General features: G+C 37.1%; 27 protein-coding genes. 6 read left to right on the top strand and 21 right to left on the bottom strand.

What is annotated here, in order from left to right:
- Positions 1-132: 132 nt before the first annotated feature.
- Entirely contained in the window at positions 133-489 is a 357-nt protein-coding gene (locus tag D1003_RS06495) for a hypothetical protein (RefSeq protein ID WP_153936199.1), read from the bottom strand.
- Positions 490-608: 119 nt separating this feature from the next.
- Here D1003_RS06495 and D1003_RS06490 point away from each other — a divergent pair, with 119 nt between their 5' ends.
- Positions 609-2471 carry a M1 family metallopeptidase gene (locus D1003_RS06490; protein ID WP_153936198.1) on the top strand — a complete coding sequence of 621 codons (1863 nt, stop codon included), beginning with the start codon at positions 609-611 and terminating at the stop codon, positions 2469-2471.
- A gap of 27 nt (positions 2472-2498) precedes the next feature.
- Positions 2499-3260 (top strand): type III pantothenate kinase, encoded by a 762-nt coding sequence (locus D1003_RS06485; protein ID WP_153936197.1) that lies wholly within the window; start codon positions 2499-2501, stop codon positions 3258-3260.
- Here D1003_RS06485 and D1003_RS06480 read toward each other — a convergent pair.
- The 18 genes from D1003_RS06480 to D1003_RS06395 all read right to left on the bottom strand — a co-directional run bounded on the left by D1003_RS06480 (position 3223) and on the right by D1003_RS06395 (position 19986).
- Positions 3223-3750, bottom strand: coding sequence for a hypothetical protein (locus D1003_RS06480; RefSeq protein ID WP_153936196.1), 528 nt, complete (start codon positions 3748-3750; stop codon positions 3223-3225). The genes D1003_RS06485 and D1003_RS06480 overlap by 38 nt on opposite strands.
- 65 nt (positions 3751-3815) lie before the next feature.
- The gene (sufD, locus tag D1003_RS06475; RefSeq protein WP_153936195.1) at positions 3816-5096 is read right to left on the bottom strand and encodes a Fe-S cluster assembly protein SufD; all 1281 of its coding nucleotides are present in this window, start codon (positions 5094-5096) and stop codon (positions 3816-3818) included.
- A gap of 115 nt (positions 5097-5211) precedes the next feature.
- Complete coding sequence (sufC, locus tag D1003_RS06470; RefSeq protein WP_013447001.1) at positions 5212-5952, bottom strand: Fe-S cluster assembly ATPase SufC; 741 nt, start codon at positions 5950-5952, stop codon at positions 5212-5214.
- 14 nt (positions 5953-5966) lie between these two features.
- Positions 5967-6458: a heme-binding protein gene (locus tag D1003_RS06465; RefSeq protein WP_014937760.1), complete on the bottom strand. Its 492-nt coding sequence runs from the start codon at positions 6456-6458 to the stop codon at positions 5967-5969.
- A 70-nt stretch (positions 6459-6528) separates the two neighbouring features.
- Positions 6529-6936, bottom strand: coding sequence for a hydroxyisourate hydrolase (gene uraH, locus D1003_RS06460; RefSeq protein ID WP_004920539.1), 408 nt, complete (start codon positions 6934-6936; stop codon positions 6529-6531).
- A gap of 55 nt (positions 6937-6991) precedes the next feature.
- The gene (locus D1003_RS06455) at positions 6992-7723 is read right to left on the bottom strand and encodes a copper resistance protein NlpE (protein WP_153936194.1); all 732 of its coding nucleotides are present in this window, start codon (positions 7721-7723) and stop codon (positions 6992-6994) included.
- Between the two features lie 20 nt (positions 7724-7743).
- Positions 7744-8055, bottom strand: a complete 312-nt coding sequence (locus D1003_RS06450) for a hypothetical protein (RefSeq protein ID WP_052910954.1) — start codon at positions 8053-8055, stop codon at positions 7744-7746.
- Positions 8056-8123: 68 nt separating this feature from the next.
- On the bottom strand, positions 8124-8990 hold the full coding sequence (locus tag D1003_RS06445) for a substrate-binding domain-containing protein (RefSeq protein ID WP_153936193.1): 867 nt from the start codon (positions 8988-8990) through the stop codon (positions 8124-8126).
- A 77-nt stretch (positions 8991-9067) separates the two neighbouring features.
- The gene (gene sufB, locus D1003_RS06440; RefSeq protein ID WP_013446996.1) at positions 9068-10513 is read right to left on the bottom strand and encodes a Fe-S cluster assembly protein SufB; all 1446 of its coding nucleotides are present in this window, start codon (positions 10511-10513) and stop codon (positions 9068-9070) included.
- Between the two features lie 99 nt (positions 10514-10612).
- Positions 10613-11029: a four helix bundle protein gene (locus D1003_RS06435; protein WP_004920519.1), complete on the bottom strand. Its 417-nt coding sequence runs from the start codon at positions 11027-11029 to the stop codon at positions 10613-10615.
- A gap of 57 nt (positions 11030-11086) precedes the next feature.
- Positions 11087-11416, bottom strand: a complete 330-nt coding sequence (locus tag D1003_RS06430; RefSeq protein WP_038693659.1) for an iron-sulfur cluster assembly accessory protein — start codon at positions 11414-11416, stop codon at positions 11087-11089.
- Between the two features lie 196 nt (positions 11417-11612).
- Positions 11613-13409: a translation elongation factor 4 gene (lepA, locus tag D1003_RS06425; protein ID WP_004920511.1), complete on the bottom strand. Its 1797-nt coding sequence runs from the start codon at positions 13407-13409 to the stop codon at positions 11613-11615.
- A 79-nt stretch (positions 13410-13488) separates the two neighbouring features.
- Positions 13489-14136, bottom strand: a complete 648-nt coding sequence (locus tag D1003_RS06420) for a vancomycin high temperature exclusion protein (RefSeq protein WP_153936192.1) — start codon at positions 14134-14136, stop codon at positions 13489-13491.
- A gap of 4 nt (positions 14137-14140) precedes the next feature.
- Complete coding sequence (locus tag D1003_RS06415) at positions 14141-14779, bottom strand: lipoprotein signal peptidase (protein WP_153936191.1); 639 nt, start codon at positions 14777-14779, stop codon at positions 14141-14143.
- 82 nt (positions 14780-14861) lie between these two features.
- A complete protein-coding gene (locus tag D1003_RS06410; protein ID WP_153936190.1) occupies positions 14862-15242 on the bottom strand; it encodes a TraR/DksA C4-type zinc finger protein in 381 nt (126 codons plus the stop codon).
- A gap of 23 nt (positions 15243-15265) precedes the next feature.
- Positions 15266-18664 carry an isoleucine--tRNA ligase gene (gene ileS, locus D1003_RS06405; protein WP_153936189.1) on the bottom strand — a complete coding sequence of 1133 codons (3399 nt, stop codon included), beginning with the start codon at positions 18662-18664 and terminating at the stop codon, positions 15266-15268.
- Positions 18665-19370: 706 nt separating this feature from the next.
- Positions 19371-19661 (bottom strand): helix-turn-helix domain-containing protein, encoded by a 291-nt coding sequence (locus D1003_RS06400; protein ID WP_153936188.1) that lies wholly within the window; start codon positions 19659-19661, stop codon positions 19371-19373.
- A complete protein-coding gene (locus tag D1003_RS06395) occupies positions 19651-19986 on the bottom strand; it encodes a type II toxin-antitoxin system RelE/ParE family toxin (protein WP_153936187.1) in 336 nt (111 codons plus the stop codon). Before D1003_RS06395 ends, D1003_RS06400 begins: the two co-directional genes overlap by 11 nt.
- 191 nt (positions 19987-20177) lie before the next feature.
- Here D1003_RS06395 and D1003_RS06390 point away from each other — a divergent pair, with 191 nt between their 5' ends.
- The 4 genes from D1003_RS06390 to D1003_RS06375 all read left to right on the top strand — a co-directional run bounded on the left by D1003_RS06390 (position 20178) and on the right by D1003_RS06375 (position 21484).
- On the top strand, positions 20178-20519 hold the full coding sequence (locus tag D1003_RS06390; protein ID WP_153936186.1) for a type II toxin-antitoxin system RelE/ParE family toxin: 342 nt from the start codon (positions 20178-20180) through the stop codon (positions 20517-20519).
- Between the two features lie 3 nt (positions 20520-20522).
- Entirely contained in the window at positions 20523-20831 is a 309-nt protein-coding gene (locus tag D1003_RS06385; protein WP_153936185.1) for a helix-turn-helix domain-containing protein, read from the top strand.
- A 93-nt stretch (positions 20832-20924) separates the two neighbouring features.
- Positions 20925-21170: an AbrB/MazE/SpoVT family DNA-binding domain-containing protein gene (locus D1003_RS06380; protein WP_153936184.1), complete on the top strand. Its 246-nt coding sequence runs from the start codon at positions 20925-20927 to the stop codon at positions 21168-21170.
- Positions 21161-21484, top strand: a complete 324-nt coding sequence (locus tag D1003_RS06375) for a type II toxin-antitoxin system PemK/MazF family toxin (RefSeq protein WP_153936183.1) — start codon at positions 21161-21163, stop codon at positions 21482-21484. Before D1003_RS06380 ends, D1003_RS06375 begins: the two co-directional genes overlap by 10 nt.
- A gap of 236 nt (positions 21485-21720) precedes the next feature.
- On the opposite strand, the gene D1003_RS06370 is transcribed toward D1003_RS06375, so the two are convergent.
- A complete protein-coding gene (locus tag D1003_RS06370; protein WP_153936182.1) occupies positions 21721-22107 on the bottom strand; it encodes an HU family DNA-binding protein in 387 nt (128 codons plus the stop codon).
- Positions 22108-22168: 61 nt separating this feature from the next.
- Positions 22169-23587, bottom strand: a complete 1419-nt coding sequence (locus D1003_RS06365) for an FISUMP domain-containing protein (RefSeq protein ID WP_153936181.1) — start codon at positions 23585-23587, stop codon at positions 22169-22171.
- Positions 23588-23599 lie beyond the last annotated feature (12 nt).

The following is a 23599-nucleotide window of genomic DNA, read 5'->3' as shown; positions in this document are numbered from 1 at the left end:
CGCACTTTTCAGGTTATTTTTCAGATGTTAAAATTAAATATTTCTTATCAACAAAAAAACAATAAAACTCGTTTTTTAGAAATTTTATCTTAAAAACGAGTTTTTTAACAGATTATTATGAGTTTCGCACCTCTAACTTTCTTGTTCTAGCAAATTTTCATCTATAAAGTATTGTATAATCGCTTTTTTCATCAGAATACTTTGCTCATTAGGTTTTAGCTCGGGTAAAGGCTCTAGCTCCTCGTAGTGAGGCCAACCTTCCACATCGTACTCTTTAAATTTATAATAACCAAACGGCTCCAACAGCCTACACACCGCTATATGGAGAAGATTTAGTTTATCATCTTTGGTATATTTTTGTTTTCCACCACCCAATTCCTGAACGCCTATAAGAAATAACATCGTTTCCAATGGCGGATTTTGTTCACTCTGAAAATGCTCTACAAAAAACTGTTCCACCCTACTCCAAAGCTCTTGTTCTGTAGCCATAATTTAATATTTTGTTGTCTTTATTACGCGTGCAAAGTTACCTTTTTTCACTAAAAATCCATTCAAATAATGAATAAATGAGATTTTGTTATATTTGAAGACTAAAAATTATCGGAAAAATGAAAAAATATTTTTTTCTATCACTATCTCTTTTTTTAACCTCGTTGGGATATGCACAAAAAGGTAAATACTACCAACAACACGCTAGCTACAATATGGATATAGATGTAGATGTTAATAACTACACTTACCACGGCAAGCAGTCCATTACTTATACCAACAATTCTCCTGATGAGCTAAAGGAAGTTTACTTTCATCTCTATTGGAATGCCTTTAAACCAAACTCTATGATGGATGAAAGAGTGAGAAACCAAGGCGATAATGCCGATAAAAGACTGGTAGAAAAAAATAAAGCAGGAAAAGTAGTTTCTAGATTAGCTTCTATTCCCGAAGGGAAAGAAGGCAACCAAAAAGTAAATTGGATTAAACAAAATGGAAAAGAACTCCAGTTTGAAGTTCAGGGAACCATTATGAAAGTTTATCTAAATCAACCTATAAAGCCAAACTCTACGACAACATTCACTATGGATTGGAACGCTAATATCCCTTATCAAATCCGAAGAGCAGGAAGACAAAACCGAGAAGGTGTAGAAATGACCATGACCCAATGGTATCCCAAACTAGCGGAATACGACTACGATGGCTGGGCAACTTTTGATTATATTGGGAGAGAATTTCACGCTCCTTTTTCGGATTATAACATCAATATCAAAATAGACCCTAGCTATGTTATAGGTGCTGGTGGAACACTTACAAACCCTACCGAAGTTAAAGGCTACTCTTTGCAATCTAAACCTAAAACAGATGCTAATGGTAAAGCAACTTGGAATTGGACAGCAAAGAATATTCTAGACTTTGCTTGGGCAGCAGACCCAGATTATTCCGTAGAAGAATTTATCGTACCTGATGGGCCAAAAGTCTATTTCGTTTATCAAAAAAATGAAAAAACCGAATACTGGAAACAAGCCAAACCTTATGTTAATAAGTTTTTTCAAATCATGAATGCTAACTTCGGTCGCTATGTGTACCCTAGCTATTCGTTCGTTCAAGGTGGCGATGGTGGTATGGAGTATGGTATGTGTACTATGATATTAGGAGAAGCCAAAAGTTTAGAAAGCCTAGTTGGGCTAATGGCTCACGAAGGTGCACACTCTTGGTATCAGCAGATGTTAGCAACCAACGAAAGTACCACACCTTGGCTAGACGAAGGTTTTACTTCTTACGCCGAAGACTTTGCTATGTATCAGCTTTTCCCTCCTAAAGAGGCTTGGCCAAACCCTTTTGTAGGTGCTTTAGATGGTTATAGAAAGTTTGTAAAAACAGGAAAAGAAGAACCTGCTGTTTGGTTTGCTGACCATCACGACGACGGCACAGCCTACTCCGTAGCGTCCTATACTAAAGGAGAACTTTTTCTTGTTCAGCTAGGCTATATTATGGGAGAAGATCTCCTAAAAACAACACTACTAAAATACTATGATGAATGGCATCTAAAACACCCTACCGATAGAGATTTTCTCCATATTGCTCAAAAAATATCTGGTATGGATTTAAAATGGTTTAAACACTACTGGATTAACACTACCAAAACCATAGACTATGCCATAAAAGAAGTAAAATACAATACTAATTCTACCACCATTACTTTAGTAAACAAAGGCGGAGTTCCCATGCCTATAGATTTTGGAGTACTTACCAAAGATAAAAAGATAACCTCTTACCATATCCCATTAAATATGATGAGAACTCCTAAAAAGTCAGATTTTTTAGGAAAGTTCACTACCTTAGATTATTGGAATTGGACTTCCTTAGAATATACTTTTGAAATACCTTTTACTAAAGACCAAATTTCTGCTCTAGGTATTGATTTTTCACAGAGACTGGCAGATGTAAATCCAGAAGATAACTTTTTAGAAGTAAAATAATTTCTCTGCTGAAAAATAATCACCATTATGAAAACCATTGTAGTCAACATAGGAAATACCAATATCCGTTTTGGTTTATTTAATAATGAGGAATGTAACCTCTCGTGGGTCATCAATACTAAGCCCTACCGAACTAAAGACGAACTCTTTGTCCAGTTTTTGATGCATTATCAATCTTACAACATAAAGCCCAAAGAAATAGACCAACTGATAATAGGCTCTGTTGTACCACAGATGACCAACGACATTGTAAGGGCATTAGAAAAGATACACCAGCTAAAGCCTATTTTGGTAGACAGGAATACCCCTTCTGAAGTTGAACCAAAATCCAAGCAAATGGGTACCGACATCTATGCAAATTTAGTTGCAGCTCATCACCTTTACCCTAATAAATCTAAAATAATTTTTGATTTTGGAACAGCTCTTACGGCTAGTTGTATTTCTCACAATGGCGAAACTTTAGGAGCTATTATTGCTCCTGGAATTATCACCTCTCTCAAGAGTTTAATACAGGATACTGCACAGCTCCCAGAAATAGAACTACAAGCACCTAAATCCGTTCTAGGATTAGATACTGTAAGTTGTATGCAAAGCGGTATGGTGTATGGATATCTAGGTATGGTAGAAGGTTTTATAGAAAGAATTAACCGAGAAATAGGAGAAGATGCTCTTGTGATAGCTACAGGTGGGGTTTCTCATGTCTATAAGCCTTTATCAGACAAAATCCATATAGCCGATAGGTTGCATACCCTTAAAGGTCTTTATTTTCTTGGAAAAGCTCTCTCTTAAGAGTTTCTACCTCTTCTTTTTGGGAAGCATATTTTTCTTGTAAAGCCGAGCCTTCTCCCATTCTTCGGTAGTACTCTAGTGCTTTATCAGCAAATTGTTTTCTATTGAAGTCTGGTGCATCTGGTATTTGAGGAAATATTTTATGGAATAAAGTTTCGTAATAGGCTTGAAACTCTCTTTCATTTTTATCCTCTACCAATGTTTCCTGTGCCTTTTGTCTTACATGTAGCATCTCATGAGCCAAAAGGTTAAGGACTAAATTAAAATCAAAATTAAAAAGATTTTTAGGTATTTTCACTTTCTGTGGCTGGGACAGTTCTCCCTCCGTCGTAAGTACAATAGACCTAGCGTCCATCTCCTCTCTAAAATCAAATCCTGCAAAATTAAAATGCTCTAAACCAAAAGCTCTAACCGCAAAAGATGCCGCATCTAAAATTTGCCCATGGCTTTTATAAGCATCTATGTGAAATTCTACTTTATTTAAGTCCATTCTTGTTTCTTATACTTATTAGAAAAAAGCCTTATCAAAATATTTTGATAAGACCTTTGTTTATTTTAGAACTCTATATTCACTTCTAATTTTTCAGCTAAGAGCTTGGATATTTTTAGTTTTAGAGGTTCTATATCTATATTTTCCATTGCATCATTTGCAAAGGCGTAAAGCAATAATGCCTGTGCCTCATTTTTAGAAATTCCTCTAGCACGAAGGTAGAACAAAGCATCTTCATTTAGCTGCCCTACCGTACAACCGTGAGAACATTTTACATCGTCTGCAAAAATCTCCAACTGTGGTTTAGAATCTATCGTAGCACCCTCGCTTAGTAAAATATTATTATTCTGCTGATAAGCATTGGTTTTTTGAGCTATTTTATCTACAAATACTTTCCCATTAAACACTCCGTGAGCATTATCCTTAAATACTCCTTTGTAGTTCTGATAGCTTTCGCAATTAGGCTGATTATGGTGTACTGCAGTATGATGGTCAACTAACTGGTCTTTACCAATAATGGTAATTCCATTCATAAAAGAGTTGATATTTTCTCCTTCCTGAATAAAATCTAAATTATTACGCACCAACTTCCCTCCGAAAGAGAAAGTATTTACCGTAGCTAAGCTATCCCTCTCTTGCTTCACAAAAGTATGGTCTACCAGATACGAAGTATCTGTATCGTTCTGTAACTTATGCCAATCTGCTTTAGCGTTAGGTTTAGTAAAAATTTCAGTAAGACTATTGGTAAAGGTAAACGAATCATCAAAATTATGATGACTTTCTATCACTTCTATCTGGCTACCAGCTTCTACCACCAATATATTTCTCGGATTATAGAACGTATTTTCTGATTGATTTTGTGAAATATAGAAAATATGTATAGGCTTTTCTACCACCGTATTTTTAGGCACATAAAGTGCTACTCCCGAATGAGCGAATGCCAAATTAAGATTTGGAAACGCCCAACTCTCGTTAGCAATAGTATTAAAATAAGCACGGAACAAAGCCTCATTCTCTCCATTAGAAAGTGCCTCGTCTAAGGCAAGTACTTTAATATCTTTATCCGAAATCTTAGAAAGCTCTGGACGCCATTTCCCGTTAACTAGCACTACCCAATCAAAATCTTCTTCTCCTAGACGCAATGCTTTCAGTTCCTCTTCAGAAATATGATGTTCTTCTTGTGGTAAAAACTGATATTGTTTTTCTATAATTTCTTTTAGATTGGTATATTTATATTCCTCATCTTTTTTGGAAGGAAAACCTTTGCTTAAGAATCGTTCCAAAGCATTTAATTTATCCCCCGAAAGTGAAGAAGAATGTGTTTTAATGTTCTCAAATAATGACATAAAAATCTTTTTTGACTAATTAAGTAAGACTGTTGTGCCTTACCATTTATTTTTATATTGATAAACCTACTAATAGATTTACACAACTTATAAACTTTTAAAAGTTTTGGATTGATTAGAGTAGCCAATCGTACCCTTTCTCCTCTAACTCCAGTGCTAAAGTTTTATCTCCTGTTTTAATAATCTTACCGTCCGCCAATACGTGTACAAAATCTGGCTGAATGTAGTTAAGCAATCTCTGATAATGAGTGATTAGAAGCACGGCATTTCCCTCATTTTTGAAATGATTAACCCCTTCGGACACAATTCTTAACGCATCAATATCTAGCCCCGAATCGGTTTCATCTAAGATGGCCAGTTTAGGATTAAGCATCATCATTTGGAAAATCTCGTTTCTTTTCTTTTCTCCTCCAGAGAAACCCTCGTTAAGAGAACGAGAAAGAAAATCTTTCTTTATCCCTAAAAGCTCGGATTTTTCACGGATAAGTGCCAACATTTCTTTCGCAGGCATATCCTCCAGTCCGTTAGCCTTTCTGGTTTCGTTGATGGCTGCCTTGATGAAATTGGTTACCGAAACCCCCGGTATCTCTACTGGATACTGGAACGAAAGGAAAATCCCCTTATGAGCTCTCTCTTCTGGAGCATCTTCTACTATATTTTCCCCTTCAAAAAGGATTTCTCCATCGGTAACTTCGTAGTCTTCCTTTCCTGCAATTACAGAAGAAAGGGTAGATTTCCCAGCTCCGTTAGGTCCCATAATGGCGTGTACCTCGCCTGGTTTTATTTCTAAGTTAATCCCTTTAAGGATTTCCGCTCCGTCCTCTATCCTAGCATATAAGTTTTTTATATTTAACATTTCTATATATAATTTTATTTATTGTTAATTTTTATATTGGTTATCTCGTAGCCCATATTCTCAACCGCCTTCTTGGCCACATTATGGTCTTGCTCTCCACCACCAGCTCCAGAAACCCCTAGACTCCCAATCAGCTCCCCATCTTTCCAAACGGGTACGCCTCCTCCTAAAAGTAGAAGCTCTGGCAAAGTATTTAAGTTTTGTGCCGTAGGATTACTGGCTGCCTTCTGCATCAACTCAAAACTAGGGGTTTTGGTGGAAAGCGAAGTATAAGCCTTTCTCCTAGAGGCTTCGGTATTATGAGGTCCTACTTGGTCGCCTTTCAATAATAAAAGACTTACCCCCGAATTGTTTAGGACTGCTACGGATACCTTTTTACCTAATTTACGAGCTTCTATGTGGGCTTGCTTTGCCAGTTCTAAAGCTCCCTCTTGATTGAGCGAAGTCCCTTGTTCGGTATATTGTGCTAAAGAAAACTGAACCAACAATAAACCTACTAAAACCATTATACTTTTTTTCATAATCTGCAATATTGAAGTAAGGATTAACTTTTCTAATGAGCTTCTGCTCTTTGTTTTAGTTCCCTCTATAAGTAGAATATCCGTAAGGGCTTAAGGTAATAGGTACATGATAGTGGCTGTTGTCCTTTAGCTCAAAAACAACCTCTACAAACGGATAAAAACTCTGCTGCCCTAACTTCTCAAAATACGGTGTAGTATGATAGGTAAGTTTGTATATCCCCTGATGGCTTACTCCTTTTTCTTCTTTTAGAAAATTCTTAATCCTCCCGTTTTCATCTGTTACCTTTTCATCTACCTTTACCCAAACACCATTTTTATTTTGTTTAGACAAGGTAATGCTTACTCCTGGAGCTGGTTTTCCTTGAGTAATGTCTAAAATATGACTAGACAACTGATACTTGACTTCTTGTGCGAAAAGAATTCCCGTAAATAGGAATGCTAACCATAACGCTACTTTTTTCATAATGTAATGTTTTAATTTAATTTTTGTTTATTTAATTATCATCGTCTTTCCTATCCTAATTTCCCACAGAAATCAGCTTTAAATCTAGTAGTTTCTTCACTACTACTACCCCATCATAATCTTCGGCAAAGCCCTCCGCTTTTTTGGTATCTTTTTCTAAAACCAAATTTGCCTTTACAGGAAAGTAAGGTGTCTTTTTATCCTTTACTATTGCTTCATATCTCTTCTGTAACTCGCCCGAAGGGTCTTCTATCCAATAGACTTTAGCCGAATTGGCTGGTCTGAAAGAGCTCACCTCGTGCCCTATGATGAGGAAGCCCTCCACGGGAGTTGGGGTAAAGTGGTAATCATCGTTAGAAAGTTGTTCTAACTCATAAGTATGAGCATTAGCTCCTGTGTTTTTCTCCTTTTTATCGTTTAAAAGGACTAACTTACCTTCTTCCCTTTGATAATATTGAGTAGCCTTGTCATTGTTAGAAGATAACGCATAAATCCCCGTGGAAGCATCTACGGTGTAGGAGCCTTCTTCGGTGAAATATTCATTTTTACCTAAGTAATAGTCGGTTTTATCAAAGGTTTGGTCTGGAGCCAAAGTAATGGTGGTAAAAATACCCTCGCAATCGGCACAAGGGAGTACGCCTTGATACATTTCATCTGGTGTAGAGATTATAGTATCTATGGCTTGCCCTTCGGCGGGGTGATTTTGGGCTGTTTTTTCGGATTTATTACAAGCCCCAAAAGACAATAGCCCCAAGGCTAAAATACCGTTTATGATGTACTTTCTCATTTTGATTTTTTAGGTCTAAGTTATCTTTTGTCTTCTATCCCAAATGCAATCCAGCGTGTTTGTTCAAAATCTAGTTTAATCCGCTTTTTGGCTTCGCTATAAAGTTTGTCTAAGGCACTTATCTCTTTATTAAGGGCCTCTGTTTTAGATTTTAAATCTGCTTTGAGCTTCTCTTGTTCGGTATTCAGAACCTCTATTTTGTCTTTTAGAGTTTGCATCTGGCTGATGTAGTCGTCATCTAGCTTTTTAGGAAGGTCTGACTTGTTCTGTGTCATAGCATCTAGCATCAATTTTACTTTTGTGATGCGTTCTGCGTAAGATTTTGTTGCCATATCTTTATATTTTATAATTTGTTTCTCTATTTCTTCTTTATTTTTACGAAATCTATCTACCTTTTATTTTAGGACTGATGATTTATCAATAAACCTTCTTTCTTTTGCTTTAAGGAAGATAGCTTTTCTTTTCGGGAATATACCTTTTGAGGTTTCCTATCTTCCTTTTTTTTCTGGGCAGATGGGTTTCGTTCTATCCAACCTTGCTTTTCAAAAAGGGCTTGTACCTCTTTACCTTTTAGAAATTGATAGAACTCTAAGGCTTTAGGATTAGCCTCTCCGTAGGCTGTAAGAGCTATCCCACAATCTCTATAAGTGGTATATCTATCTTCCAAAGATACAAAATCAGCACTCCCGTTGTTATTTTTTTGCCAAATATTCCAAGAAACCCAGATATCTATGCTAGGGTCTTTCGCCCAAAAACTTTGAGCCTGTCCGCTATTTTCAGCAAATAGGACAATGTTTTTTCTAATCTTCCTTAGCACCTCTATATCTTGTGTTTTCCCCGCAATATCTTCCCATACTCCCGTAAGTCCTGCCCCATTAACTACCATTATTCTAAGTTCGGGTTTCATTAAATCTTTTAAAGTTTTAATGTTCTTAGGATTTCCTTTTCTTACGATAAGCCCAGATTTCCTCAAATAAAGAGGATAAACGGTCTGCTGCTGCACATTTCCTAACTCTGAAATGAACTGGGTCATCATAAACTCTGCTCCACTATAAATTAAATGGGCATTGTTTCGTGCCTTATCTTTCCATTGCGAAAATGGACCTTTGGTTACCTTAATATTTAGGTTATTTCTTTTAGCAAAGATTTGTGCCGCCTCATTTATGGGTGCATAAGGACCGCCTGGACCATAAACATAAAGCGTATCCGCCTGTGCCATCACTCTGATACAAGTTGCTAGATAGATAAACAGAAGCCATTGTTTCATAAACTCATCGGTGTTATTTTCGTCCCTTTATACTAGGTGTTTCAATGGTTTGGGGAGCTTCCCTAAGGTTAGCTCCTCTACCCTACACTCCCTTCTAAGCTAATTTCTAGGAGTTTTTGGGCTTCTATGGCAAACTCCATCGGGAGTTTGTTAAGTACCTCTTTGCTAAATCCGTTTACGATAAGGGCGATGGCCTTTTCGGTGTCTAAACCTCTTTGGTTACAGTAGAAAATCTGGTCTTCGCCTATTTTGCTGGTGGTAGCCTCGTGTTCTAGCTGTGCCGAAGGGTCTTTAATTTCAATATAAGGGAAGGTGTGAGCACCACATTCGTTCCCCATCAAAAGGGAGTCGCACTGGGAGAAATTTCTAGCTCCCTTTGCTGATGGCATTACTTTTACCAATCCTCTGTAAGAATTGTTGGATTTCCCTGCGGAAATTCCTTTAGAGATGATGGTAGATTTGGTATTCTTCCCGATGTGTATCATCTTCGTCCCTGTGTCTGCCCACTGATGATTGTTGGTTACGGCAATAGAATAAAATTCTCCGATAGAATTATCGCCCTTCAAAATACAGCTAGGGTATTTCCAAGTTACCGCCGAGCCTGTTTCTACTTGCGTCCAAGAGATTTTAGCGTTTTTCTCACAAAGCCCTCTCTTAGTAACGAAGTTAAATACGCCTCCTTTACCACTTTCGTCCCCAGGATACCAGTTTTGAACGGTAGAATACTTAATTTCTGCACCTTCCATCGCGATAAGCTCTACCACCGCAGCGTGGAGCTGATTTTCATCTCTAGAAGGGGCAGTACAGCCTTCCAAATAAGACACATAACTTCCCTCATCTGCTACTACTAAAGTTCTTTCAAACTGCCCTGTTCCCGCTTGGTTGATACGGAAATAAGTGGAAAGTTCCATAGGACATTTTACGCCTTTAGGTATATAACAGAAAGAACCATCTGAAAATACCGCCGAGTTAAGTGCCGCATAGAAATTATCACCTCTTGGCACTACTTTACCAATATACTTTTTAACCAAGTCAGGATACTCCTGTATCGCCTCTGATATGGAACAAAAGATAATACCTTTCTCTTTCAAAGTTTCTTGGAAAGTAGTCTTTACCGAAACGGAATCCATCACCACATCTACGGCAACACCTGTAAGCCTCTTCTGCTCATCTAAAGAGATGCCTAGCTTCTCAAAAGTTTTTAATAACTCTGGGTCTACCTCATCTAGGCTTGCTAATTCTGGTTTCTTTTTAGGAGCGGCATAATATTTTATGGCTTGGAAGTCTGGCTTTTCATACTTCACATTCGCCCAGTCTGGCTCTTCCATTTTTTGCCAAATACGGAAAGACTCCAGCCTCCATTCTGTCATCCATTCTGGTTCATTTTTCTTTGCCGAAATCTGACGAATAATATCTTCGTTAAGCCCCGTAGGAAAATCTTCGTATTCTATATCTGTATAAAATCCGGCTTCGTATTCTTTATTTTTAAGGTCTTCCCTTAAATCGTCTTCTGTATATTTCATTATTTAATGTTTAAAATTTAAAGTTCAAGGTTCAAAATTCAAGGTTTAAGGTTTACTAAAACTCAAAGTTGAAACCCTTACTTTCTACTTATTTCTTTTCTACTTAAATTTAGTTCCTGACATTTCACTATTCTTTAAATATTTTATAAAAGCACTTATTTTCTTACTTAAAAGTAAGGTTTTATTTTTTAAATCTTCAAAGGTTTTATCATTAACAAAATTTCTATCTTTTAGTCTATATAGCTGCGAACGTACTTCTCCACAAGATGCCTTTGCTACAGATAAAAACTGTAGAAATTCTCTATTCCCGTTTCGTTCAAAGCCTTCTGCAATATTATCCATAATGGAACCCGATGCTCCGTCTATCTGATTAGCAAGTCTAAAGTTGTTCTTCAAAGGAGTTTCTTCTATAATTACAAATATATCTTGGCACAAGGCTCTAGATAACTGCCATATTTCTAAGTCTTCAAAAGTTTTGATGTTTGACATATCTTCTGGAACTATAATATCCTGCATATAATTTTACAACTTCCTTACTCCTTTGAATTCTTAAACCTTGAACCTATAAACCAATTATAGCGAAAAACTCTCTCCACAACCACAAGTTCTAGCAGCATTAGGATTATTAAAAACAAATCCTTTTCCGTTAAGACCTCCAGAATATTCCAAAGTTGTCCCTGCTAAATAGAGAATTGATTTTTTGTCTATTACTATTTTAATTCCGTTATCTTCAAAGATTTGGTCTGTATCTGTGGTCTGATTATCGAATTTCAACACATATTCTAACCCTGAACAGCCTCCACTCTTAACGCCTACCCTAATGAAATCTTCACTAGGATTAAACCCATCTTCTGCCATAAGCTGAACAGCTTTATCTTTAGCTTGGTCTGATACTTTTATCATTGTGTTTATTTAGAATGATTTTCGCCAACAAAAATACAAACTAATTTATGGACTGACAAAAATCATTTTTCCTTTTTGCCTATTACTTTGATTGATGTTTTCTTAAAATTCAGATTACTAAAATAAAAAAACCTAACCCGCTTGTTATAAATAGCTAGGTTAGGCTGTTCTATTTTAAACTATCCCTAATTGGAGTTTAATCATTTAGTTTTAGTACCGCCATAAATGCCGATTGTGGAACTTCTACTCTTCCTATCTGCTTCATTTTCTTTTTACCTTCCTTCTGCTTCTCTAAGAGTTTTCTTTTTCTTGAAATATCTCCTCCATAACATTTTGCTGTAACGTCTTTTCTTAAGGCTTTTATGGTTTCTCTAGCAATAACTTTAGTCCCTAAGGCTGCTTGTACTGCTATATCAAACTGTTGTCTAGGAATAAGTTCTCTCAGCTTCTCACACATTTTTTTACCAATACCATAGGCATTATCTTGGTGTATGAGAGAAGACAATGCGTCTACCATATCCCCGTTGATAAGAATATCCATCTTAACCAATTTAGAAGCACGGAAACCTATTGGGTGATAATCAAAAGAAGCATAGCCTTTAGAAATGGATTTTAATCTGTCATAGAAATCAAAAACTACCTCTGCAAGAGGCATATTAAAGACAAGCTCTACTCTATCGGAAGTTAGATAACTTTGATTAACAATTTCTCCTCGTTTTTCTATACATAGTGTCATTACCGCTCCTACGAAATCGGATTTGGTAATGATAGAAGCTTTAATATAAGGTTCTTCTACTCTATCCATTACCGTTGGGTCCATCATTTCCGAAGGATTATTGATAAGGATTGGCACTTCCGGTTCTTTCTTGCTATATCCGTGATAGGATACATTGGGAACCGTAGTGATAACATTCATATTGAACTCTCTATCTAACCTTTCCTGAACAATTTCCATATGGAGCATACCTAAGAATCCACATCTAAAACCAAATCCTAAAGCCGCTGAACTTTCTGGTTCAAAAACTAAAGAAGCATCATTTAACCTAAGTTTTTCTAAGGAGGTTCTTAACTCTTCAAAATCCTCACTTTCTACTGGATAAATCCCAGCAAAAACCATTGGTTTCACCTCTTCAAAACCTTCTATCGGAGCAGTAGCAGGATTTTCTACACTTGTAATAGTATCTCCCACTTTAACCTCTCTGGCATCTTTAATCCCAGAAATAATATAGCCTACATCTCCACACTTGATTTCTTGTTTTGGCTGTTGTTTTAGTTTTAATGTCCCTACCTCATCTGCCTCGTAGGTTTTATCGGTAGCCATAAACTTAACTTTCTCGCCTTTTCTTATCTTGCCATTAACTACCTTAAAATAGGCTTCTATCCCTCTAAAAGGGTTATAAACGGAATCAAAAATTAGGGCTTGTAGCGGAGCATCTGGCTCTCCCTTAGGAGCTGGTATCCTTTCCACAATTTGCTCTAAAAGCTCGTGTACACCTTCTCCTGTTTTCCCTGAAACTCTTAGAACATCTTCGTACTCGCACCCCAATAAGTTCATTATTTCATCTGTAACCTCTTCTGGGTTTGCAGACGGCAAGTCAATTTTGTTAAGTACTGGGATAATCTCCAAATCATTTTCTAATGCCAAATAAAGATTAGAAATTGTTTGTGCTTGAATGCTTTGTGCCGCATCTACAATCAGTAATGCCCCCTCACACGCTGCTATAGACCTAGACACTTCGTAGGAAAAATCCACATGCCCCGGTGTATCAATAAGGTTAAGAACATATTTTTCACCCTTATACTCATAGTCCATTTGTATGGCGTGAGATTTTATGGTAATTCCTCGCTCTTTCTCCAAATCCATATCGTCTAGGGTTTGGGCTTGGAGTTCTCTTTGTGTTACTGTATTGGTATATTCTAAAAGCCTATCTGCCAAGGTAGATTTACCGTGGTCTATATGGGCTATAATGCAAAAGTTTCTTATATTCTTCATGAAAACGAATTCGTAGTCTGCAAAGATATTGATTTATATCAATTTTCTCAAAAAAAGTGGCCATACTATCACAGCCTACCTATCCTTCTAGTTTAATTTTATCACCGCTATACTTAGGCTCTACCCCTAATAATAAATCGTAAAAGACTTTTACCCTTGCAAAGTATTCTCTGACTTGGGTTTTAAACCCTGCATAGGCATTCACATCTTGAGCATTGTATCCATAAGCCTCTAAGCCGTTTTTTCTAGCTAAATAAACTGCTCGTTCGTTATGAAATTTTTGTGAAATGATGATGAATGTCTTTTGTCCAAAGATATCTTCTGCTCTCACCACAGAATCTAGCGTTCTAAACCCCGCGAAATCTTGGTAAATATGATTTTCGGGAATGCCGTGAGCCATTAAATCTAGCTTCATATCTTCGGTTTCGTTGTAGTCTTTACGAGAATTGTCTCCACTTACAATAAAATACTGCACTTTGCCATTTTTATAAAGCTCCGCTGCCGCATCTATTCTGTATTTAAAGTAATAGTTAGGAATACCGTTTTGGAGATATTTACTCGTTCCCAAAACAAGTCCAACTTTTTTAGTTGGCACATCAGAAATATTGCTAAAAATATAGCTTTCGGATTGGCTTTTAATAATATAATTACACCACAATATTACTGCTACTACACTAACAATAGATAAAACACTTGTAATCAATAAAACTCTCCCTAGTTTTTTCATCTACTTAAAACTCTAGTCCGTTAGGAAAGGCTTTTCTTCTGAACAAAAACAATATACTCACCCCAACTGTAATAGCAGCGTCTGCCACATTGAAGATATATTTAAAAAACTGAATTCTAGTCCCTCCAATTACAGGGTAATGTTCTGGCACACACCAATCAATCATATCAAAATGAAACATATCTACCACACAACCTTTCATAAAATGAGAATAACCTTGCCCAAAAGCAGTGATATGAGAAACCCCATCGTAGCCTATCCATCGTCCTATACTATCATCAAACACAGTTCCTGTATTGAAGATAAGGCCATAGAACATACCATCTATTAAGTTCCCTATCGCTCCTGCAAATATCATTGCCATAGGTATAAGTCTGTAATTAGATACTCCCTCTTTAATCCATTTTTTAAAGATATGAACCATCACTCCAATAAGAACCACTCTAGTAATTACCAAAAAATATTTACCAATAAGCCCTCCGAACTGTAAACCATATGCCATACCTGGATTTTCTACAAAGGTTAATCTAAAGCCTGGCAAAACTCTCACAGATTCGTTAAGTTCAAAATTAGTTTTAATATAGATTTTGGAGAGTTGGTCTAAAAGCAATACCAAAATGGTTACGAATACTATCTTCTTCATTTATATTTTATTTAATCAAAAATGCCGTGTATCACAAAAAAGATTTCTTGTGATACACAGCTAGTGTTTAACTTTTCTGCAATTACCGTTGCATATTTTTAGCCTCTATGCTTAAAGTGGCGTGAGGCACAGCTTTCAGTCTTTCCTTACCTATTAAGTTACCTGTAACTCTACAAATTCCGTAGGTTTTGTTTTCTATTCTAACAAGAGCATTCCTAAGGTCTCTGATAAATTTCTCCTGTCTTACCGCAAGAATAGCGTTTTGTTCTTTGCTTAAAGTTTCTGCCCCTTCTTCAAAAGCCTTAAATGTAGGCGAGGTATCATCTGTACCATTATTTTGGTTATTGATAAAGTTTTGTCTAATCAACGCCAAATCTTTCTCTGCCTTTTCTATTTTACTTTCTATGAGTTCTTTAAACTCTTTCAAATCGGCATCACTATATCTTTGTCTTTCTCGTTCCATAATAACAAAATATGATTAAGTGTTTAATTTCTATCTATACTCACCGTAAACTTCACTTCGTCTATTTCTAGCTCATCACCTGCGTTTAATGCCTCTACAACTTCTATTTTTTCAGAAAGCACCTCCGAAGCGATATACTGCTCGTTGTTCAAAATTTCCTGCAAATATGGACAATCTTGTGTTAACTGTATTTTAATTTTATCTGTGAGCTCAAACTCTTTTTCTTTTCTAAGGTTCTGAATACGATTGATAAACTCCCTAGCTACACCTTCGGACCTAAGCTCGTCGGTTATCGTTAAATCTAACGCTACTGTGATTTTACCTTCGCTAGCTACCGTCCAACCTGGAATATCTTTAGTCGATATTTCCACATCTTCTAGGCAAATCTCATAAGCTCCAACCATTACCTTACCTTCCTTCTCCAAAGTGGAAATTTGAGCATTATCAAACGCTGAAATCTCTTGGGCTACCGTCTTCATATCTTTACCCAATTTAGGACCTAAAGTCTTAAAGTTCGGCTTTATTTGTTTTACGATAAGTCCCTCTGCCTCTTTATCATTGATGATTTGCAGCTCTTTTACATTCACCTCTTGTTTGATTAAGTCCGAAACAGCCACAATCTGCTCTTCCGTTTTCTTATCTAGAACAGGCACCATTACTTTCTGCAATGGCTGTCTTACCTTGATATTTTCTTTCTTTCTTAGTGAAAATACCATAGAGGTAATCTGTTGTGCTAAGTGTGTTTTTTCTACTAAATTGATGTCTATCGCACCTTCATTAGCTACAGGGAAATCCGTAAGATGCACGCTTTCTGCCGTATCTCTTTGGGTCACTTTATTCAAGTCTTGATAAAGCCTATCCATAAAGAATGGAGCGATTGGTGCTGATATTTTCGCCACTGTTTCTAAACAAGTGTAAAGTGTTTGATAAGCCGAAATTTTATCTTCAGTATAATCTCCTTTCCAGAAACGACGGCGACAAAGCCTTACATACCAGTTACTCAAATTATCATTAACAAAGGTATTGATGGCTCTAGCGACTTTGGTTGGCTCGTAATCGTTATAGAACTCGGTAACTTCTTTTACTAATATATTAAGTTCCGAAAGAATCCAACGGTCTATCTCTGGTCTGTTTTCTACTTCCTTCTCGGCATATTTAAAGCCATCTACATTGGCGTAAAGTGCAAAGAATGAATAAGTATTGTAAAGTGTTCCGAAGAACTTTCTTCTCACCTCATCTACACCATCAATATCAAATTTAAGGTTTTCCCAAGGGTTTGCATTGGAAATCATATACCATCTGGTGGCGTCTGGACCGTACTTCGCTAAAGTATCAAATGGGTCTACCGCATTGCCCAATCGTTTAGACATTTTTTGTCCGTTTTTGTCTAGCACAAGACCATTGGACACCACATTTTTGTACGCCACAGAGTCAAAAACGCTAGTTGCAATGGCGTGTAGCGTGTAGAACCAACCACGAGTTTGGTCTACTCCTTCCGCGATAAAGTCCGCCGGGAATGCCTTGTTCTGCTCTATGAATTCCTTATTTTCAAAAGGATAGTGTAGCTGTGCATAAGGCATCGCCCCAGAATCAAACCAAACATCTATCAAGTCAGATTCTCTTCTCATCGGTTTACCCGTTTCGGACACTAGCACCACCTCGTCCACAATATTTTTGTGTAAATCTATCTTAGCATAGTTTTCTTCACTCATATTCCCTATTTCAAAATCTTTGAAAGGGTTTTCCGCCATCACTCCTGCTGCTACGGACTTGTTGATTTCATTTACCAACTCTTCTACCGAACCTATGATTTTCTCTTCCTTTAGGTCTTCTGTTCTCCATATCGGCAACGGGATTCCCCAATATCTAGAACGAGAGAGGTTCCAATCGTTTACATTTTCTAGCCAGTTGGCAAAACGCCCCTCTCCAGTAGCTTTCGGCTTCCAGTTGATTTCTTTATTTAGTTCTACTAGACGCTCTTTAACCGAAGTCATCTTAACAAACCAAGAGTCTAGCGGATAGTACAACACTGGCTTATCTGTTCTCCAACAATGAGGATAAGAGTGGAGGTATTTCTCTACCTTAAATGCTTTATTTTCTGTTTTAAGGAGGATTGCCATTTCTACGTCCCAAGATTTCTCTGGAGCAGCACCATTATCGTAATATTCATTTTTGATGTATTTACCACTAAATAGCTCTGGCACCGCCTCTCCTTTAACAAATTTCCCTTGTAAATCTACTAAAGGCACTAGGTTATCGTTTTCATCTTTGATGAGCATCGGAGGTATTCCGTTTTCTTTTGCGACACGGGCGTCATCAGCACCAAAGGTAGGTGCAATATGTACTATCCCTGTCCCGTCCTCTGTGGTTACAAAATCCCCTACAATCACACGGAAGGCTTGGTCTGGATTTTCGTATGGTAAAAACCACGGCACCAACTGTTCGTATTGCGTTCCTGCTAAATCTGCACCCGAAAAATGCCCTAACACTTGATAAGGGATTTGTTTATCTTCGGATTGATATTTAGCCAAATCTTCATCTGTGGCTTCAAAATATTTTTTACCAAAGTTTTTCTCAAGAAGTACCTTCGCTAGAACAATTTGGATTGGTTCAAAAGTGTATTGATTAAAGGTTTTCACCAAGACATATTCCACCTCTTTACCCACTGCCAAAGCTGTGTTAGACGGAAGCGTCCAAGGCGTTGTCGTCCAAGCGAGAATGTGGATATCCCCACTTTGCTGACCTATCTTAGAAGCCACGTTATCTGAAAGTTGTTTTACTTTGAATTGAGCCACAATGGTGGTATCGCTTACATCGCGGTAAGTCCCTGGCTGATTAAGCTCGTGAGAAGAAAGCCCTGTACCCGCCTTAGGAGAATATGGCTGAATGGTATAACCTTTATAAAGCAAATTTTTGGTGTAAAGCTGCTTTAAAAGCCACCAAACCGTTTCCATATACTTAGGCTTATAGGTAATGTATGGGTCTTCTAAATCTACCCAATAGCCTATCTTTTCAGTTAGGTCGTTCCAAACATCGGTGTACTTCATTACGGCATTTCGGCACGCCTGATTGTAGTCTTCCACCGAAATTTTCTTACCTATATCTTCTTTGGTAATGCCTAACTCTTTCTCTACCCCCAGCTCTACTGGCAGTCCGTGAGTATCCCAACCCGCTTTGCGAAATACTTGTTTCCCTTTTTGAGTTTGGTATCTACAGAAAATGTCTTTTAAAGCTCTAGCCATTACGTGGTGAATTCCTGGCATACCGTTAGCAGAAGGTGGTCCTTCGTAAAACACGAACTCTGGTTTGCCTTTTCTAATCTCCACCGACTTCTGAAATGTATTATCCTTTTTCCAAAAATCAGCTATTTGTGCTGATATATCCGTAAGATTAAGCCCTTTGTATTCTGTAAATTTACTCATCTTGATAAAAAATTTGCTTTTTCTAAAAATAGTTCGCTAAAATACAAAAAATACCGATAATAAAACCTATACAAGACCTGCTCTTTTCATTTTTTGTAAAAGCTCTAAAGTGAGTTGAAAAAATGTCCCAACATTTTCATAAAAACGCTTCGACGAGTTTGCAAACTCGTCGAAGCGTTTTGGAGAAAACATCGAAGCGTTTTTGACACCCGCCTTAACCGCCTCTACCAAAGCCTGTTTGGAACAACGCCTAATTATCACTATTCCATTCTCCAACCTAAGGAAACGAAGGTGTTAAGAAAATGAGGCGTCCATTCGTTAAAAAAGGTCTATTGTCTGAACAAGCGTAGGGCTTAGCCTTGGCGTGAGTTCTAGGGCTTTTAGAATGGACACCTCATTTTTAGCCGTAGTTTTCTAGTCTTGACTTTTTGGTACTTTTAGGTCAAGCTAAAAGTACATATATATTTATCTCCCTTCTTTTCCTTGATGAAACCTAACGCAGTGGTTCGGCGGAGCCAAACCTAACCTTTGCTCTTGACTTTTTGGTACTTTTGGGTCAAACTAAACGGAAAAAGTATTTGCGAAAGGCGGACTAAATTAAACCCATAGTTCAATTTAGTCCAAACCGAAGCGGATAAATATAACTAAACTTTCAACTAAACACTTAACCCCGTCTTTTGCAAATACTATGTTACAGGCAGCGATATTATACCTCAATAGATATTTTCACTTTTCCACCAAGTCCCTTTTCAACAATGTCAAATAAAGTTTTAAGCGTTAGATTACTTCCATTATTCTCAATTCTGGAAATGTATTCTCGCTTTTTATTCACTATTTCGGCAAGTTCTAATTGTGTTAAATTCTTTTCTTCTCTAGCTTTTCTGAGTTGTAAACCGATTTTAAAACTTTCAAAATCTCTATCAAGCTGGTCTCTTCTGTCTGTTCCAGCTTTGCCGTATACATTGTCTTTAATTTCTTTCCAGCTTCTAGTATTCATTTTTCTTGCGTTTATTGTTAAAGTATTCTTCCATTAATTTTATTGCTTTCTCAATTTCATTTTTTGGTGATTTCTGTGTTTTTTTCTGAAAACCATTAAGCAGAATAACTAATCTATCATTATCAAAAAAACAAAATACTCGCCAAATATTCGAGGCTAATTGAATCCGAGCTTCATACAGACCTTTAGTGCCTGTAATATGTTTAAGATAGTTACTCGGAATCCTTTCCAAAGTTTCTATTGCCTCAATTATCTTAAAGATTTTATCTTGAACTTTCGTAAGCTGTTCAACAAGAAAATCTTCAAAATAGTTTTTTAAAAGCAATAACCTCTCTAACTTTCATTCCACAAATGTAATATAAAAGTTACAACAGTCAAAATTTTTGGAAGCATTGCCTATAAAGTACAGTTGTGCGTTAGAATTATGTGATAATAAATCACTAAAAATAAAATTTCTACCAAAACTATTTGTTTCTTAAATAGGAAACTATTACTTTTACCGAAAAGTGATAATGAATGAACAAATACAGATTTCGTATCGAATTTTTAGAAGAAGCGAAAGTTTTTTTGGATGGGTTAGATGAAAAGACGAGAGATAAAATTGTTTATAATATTTGGAAAGCTCGAAGTACGAATGATAAGGAATTATTCAAAAAATTGCAAGATGAAATATGGGAATTTAGGACAAAATATAACAAAACATATTATCGACTTTTTGCATTTTGGGATAAAACGGATAAAAAAGACACGGTTGTTATTTCTACTCACGGACTGATTAAGAAAACAGACAAGATTCCAAAAAATGAAATTAAAAGAGCAGAAATTTTAAGGGAGAAATATTTTAACGAAAAATTATAAGCAATGAAGACCTATAGTTTAGAGGAATTGACTGATAAGTATATTGGTAAAAAAGGAACAAAAAAACGGAACGAATTTGAAAACGAACTTCGCCTTGACTTATTGGGGCAGGCTATCAAACAAGCTCGACAAGAACGTAATTTGACACAAGAAGAATTAGGAGCTCTTGTGGGGGTTAAAAAAGCACAGATTTCTAAAATAGAAAACAGCACAACAGATGCAAGGTTTACCACAATTTTGAAAGTATTTGAAGCTTTAGGAGCAAAGGTAAATTTTAATGTAGAGTTGAATAATAAGAAATTAGCATACTAGATAAGATATGCCGAACGCACAACAACATTTAAACAAAATAACTTGCATAATTAGAATAAATGTAATTACTTTGTGATTACAAATGATTAGATTATGGAACTATCTGTAGTAAATATTGGAAACTCAAAAGGAATAAGACTTTCAAAAACAATCCTTGAAAAATATAATATTCAAGACAAGATAGAGATTATTCTTAAAAAAGGTTTTATAATTTTAAAACCTAAAGCAGAACCAAGAAAAGGTTGGGAAGAGGCTTTCAAGCAAATGAATGATAATGGTGACGACCAACTCTTGATTGATGATGTTTTTGATGATGAAAATTTTGACGAATGGAGCTAAAACAATATCAAATAGTGTTAGTGAATCTCGACCCGACAGTTGGAAGCGAAGTTAAGAAGACTAGACCAAGTATTATTTTATCTCCAAATGAGATGAATAAATATCTTCAAACAATCATCATTGCTCCGATAACCAGCAGTTCCAAAAATTACCCTACACGAGTTGAAATCAAAAGTGGTAATACAAAAGGTTGGACAATGATAGATCAGATTAGAACTGTTGACAGAAAAAGAATAACGAAAATATTTGGTGAATTGTCTGAAAAAGAAGTCAAAGCAGTAAAACAGGTAATAAAAGAAACTTTTGTGGATTAAAAAAACACAGATAACAAGGTATTGGTTAATTGCTTTTTTATAAAATTTTGTTTTCTTTTGAAGTGTGGTATTTCAGTTGAGGTTGGGTGTTAAGAAGCCCCGCCTTCGGCAATACCTAGGTCTATATACACATTTATCTCCAAAGACCATTTTAAAACCACTTTAAATGATAACCACAAAAAACAAAATCTGCCAACCAAAGGTTGGCAGATTTTCCGTTTGAAGTAGGATTGCTCCTATTTACTATACTTCTCATACTTTGCCGTTGCGAGCATATTACGCAGGTCTTCCCCTGGGCGGAAGACAATTTTGGAGTTTTTGATGCTTGCGGCGGTTACTTTGCTTTCTTCCTCCTCGCCGTTGGAAGAAAGGCTGACTTGAAACGCCCCAAATTCTCCTAACCTTACGATTTTACCATCGGATAAGTGGCGGGATAGGGATTTAATAAGGTCGTTGAGTACCGCCAACACATCGGTATCGCTTACGGTGGTGGAGCCTTGGGCAATTTCTTTGCTTAGGGCTTTGAAACTAACTTCGCCATCGGCTTTGGCAGAGGCGTACCACTTTTTCTCCTCTCTTTTGGAGGGATTAGCCTTTTGGACTACATTGTACTTAATAGGCATAATAACTATTTTTAAAGGTTAAACATTTTTTTTATAATAAAGTTCTAATTTCTAAAGTTTGCTAATCTTTGATGCAACGAATACTCATAGCTATTCGTTGCCAACCATCATTTTCGCTTATTGCATATCCATATCTATTCCACGATAAATAGCTGGCATTAGTACCTGAATGTGATGAGGTCCAATACCAACCATTATTACCTGGAACTACGTCAATATACCCATTTGGCGTACTTATCCTGTCTCCTTCAGTTAATCGGAGAACTCTCTCTCCTCTCAACTTAGTATTCGCACTTATTGTGGCTCCATCAATAGCAATATGCAGTGCCTGCATCTCTTCACGAGTAGGTACATGGTATCCTGATGGACACGGATTAGTGGCTCCCCCAGACTGCCACAAGGTATGAGGTCCTTGCTGCGTTAAATCATTAGTTACCCACGAATAGTTTGGAGTAGAACTCATTGTCCATTTAGAACCAGGTTTTGTCCATGAAGTTGATAGAATATCAGTCCTATCAAAATTTAATCTTCTCCTATCAATTCTCGGCTCAATAAGCTCGTGTCCATCGGGGTTACGCTGCCACTGGAATAATGAACCATAAGCAAAATAATCAAGTTGGATTTGCTCTACGGTTGGATATACTAGTGGCCGGCTCCATGAGTTTTCACGAGTTCCTGCTTGGGCAGCAGGGTCAAAAACAACTGAGCCATACCTAGCATACTCCGCCCCAAGGTTGTTGCTCAGCCAAACTTTACCATCTGGACCCAACACGGGCGTATAGATAAAATCGTGTTCCCTAGCACCAGCTCCGTAGCCTACACAAGCCGCAGTGGTCTTCCCAAAGCAACGGTCGGGAATCCCCGTTACCGCATAAAGCTTATATTCAGCGGTGGTGGTAACAAACTGCCCCGCTCCTGCATAACGGTCGGGATAGTTGAATGTTCCTAGCAACAATCCCTCTACATCAGCACCAAACCCCATATTCATATCCAATTTCTTAATCAGCAAATCCCCCTCTAATGAACGGATGGTCGCCACAATGTAAGTTGTACCACCTATAGCACCTGTAGCGATAACAGGTTGTTCTTGCCACGAAAAGCGAAGGGTTCTGCTATTGCCATCTTCTGTGTGGGCGGCTGGTACGGTAATATCCACGCTGTAAGCGGGAAGAGTGCCGTCCTTTAATACACTAACAGGAATCCCTACTTGGAATCCCGTTGTTGTTATTTTTCCTTGATGGTTTATCAAGGGGTCTGGAGTGCCGTCCGCAGGAATATCCCTTTGCCAAAGAGCTTCCGAACGAGGGTCTATATTATATGGTAAATAGTCGGCATCGTAAATTGAAGCGATGCGCTTCTTCCCACTCTCAAATGTTATATTATTATAGGCTTCTAACGCCTGCAATACCACTTGGGAGTACCCCATAAGAGGAAGAAACACCAATACTAAACTGTATAAATAAAATCTATTTGGTTTCATTGTTTTCTTTTT

Source organism: Riemerella anatipestifer, assembly GCF_009663465.1.
Lineage (GTDB): Bacteria > Bacteroidota > Bacteroidia > Flavobacteriales > Weeksellaceae > Riemerella > Riemerella anatipestifer_C.
Note: the sequence above shows the minus strand (reverse complement) of the source record. Positions and strands in the feature narration are given on the sequence as shown.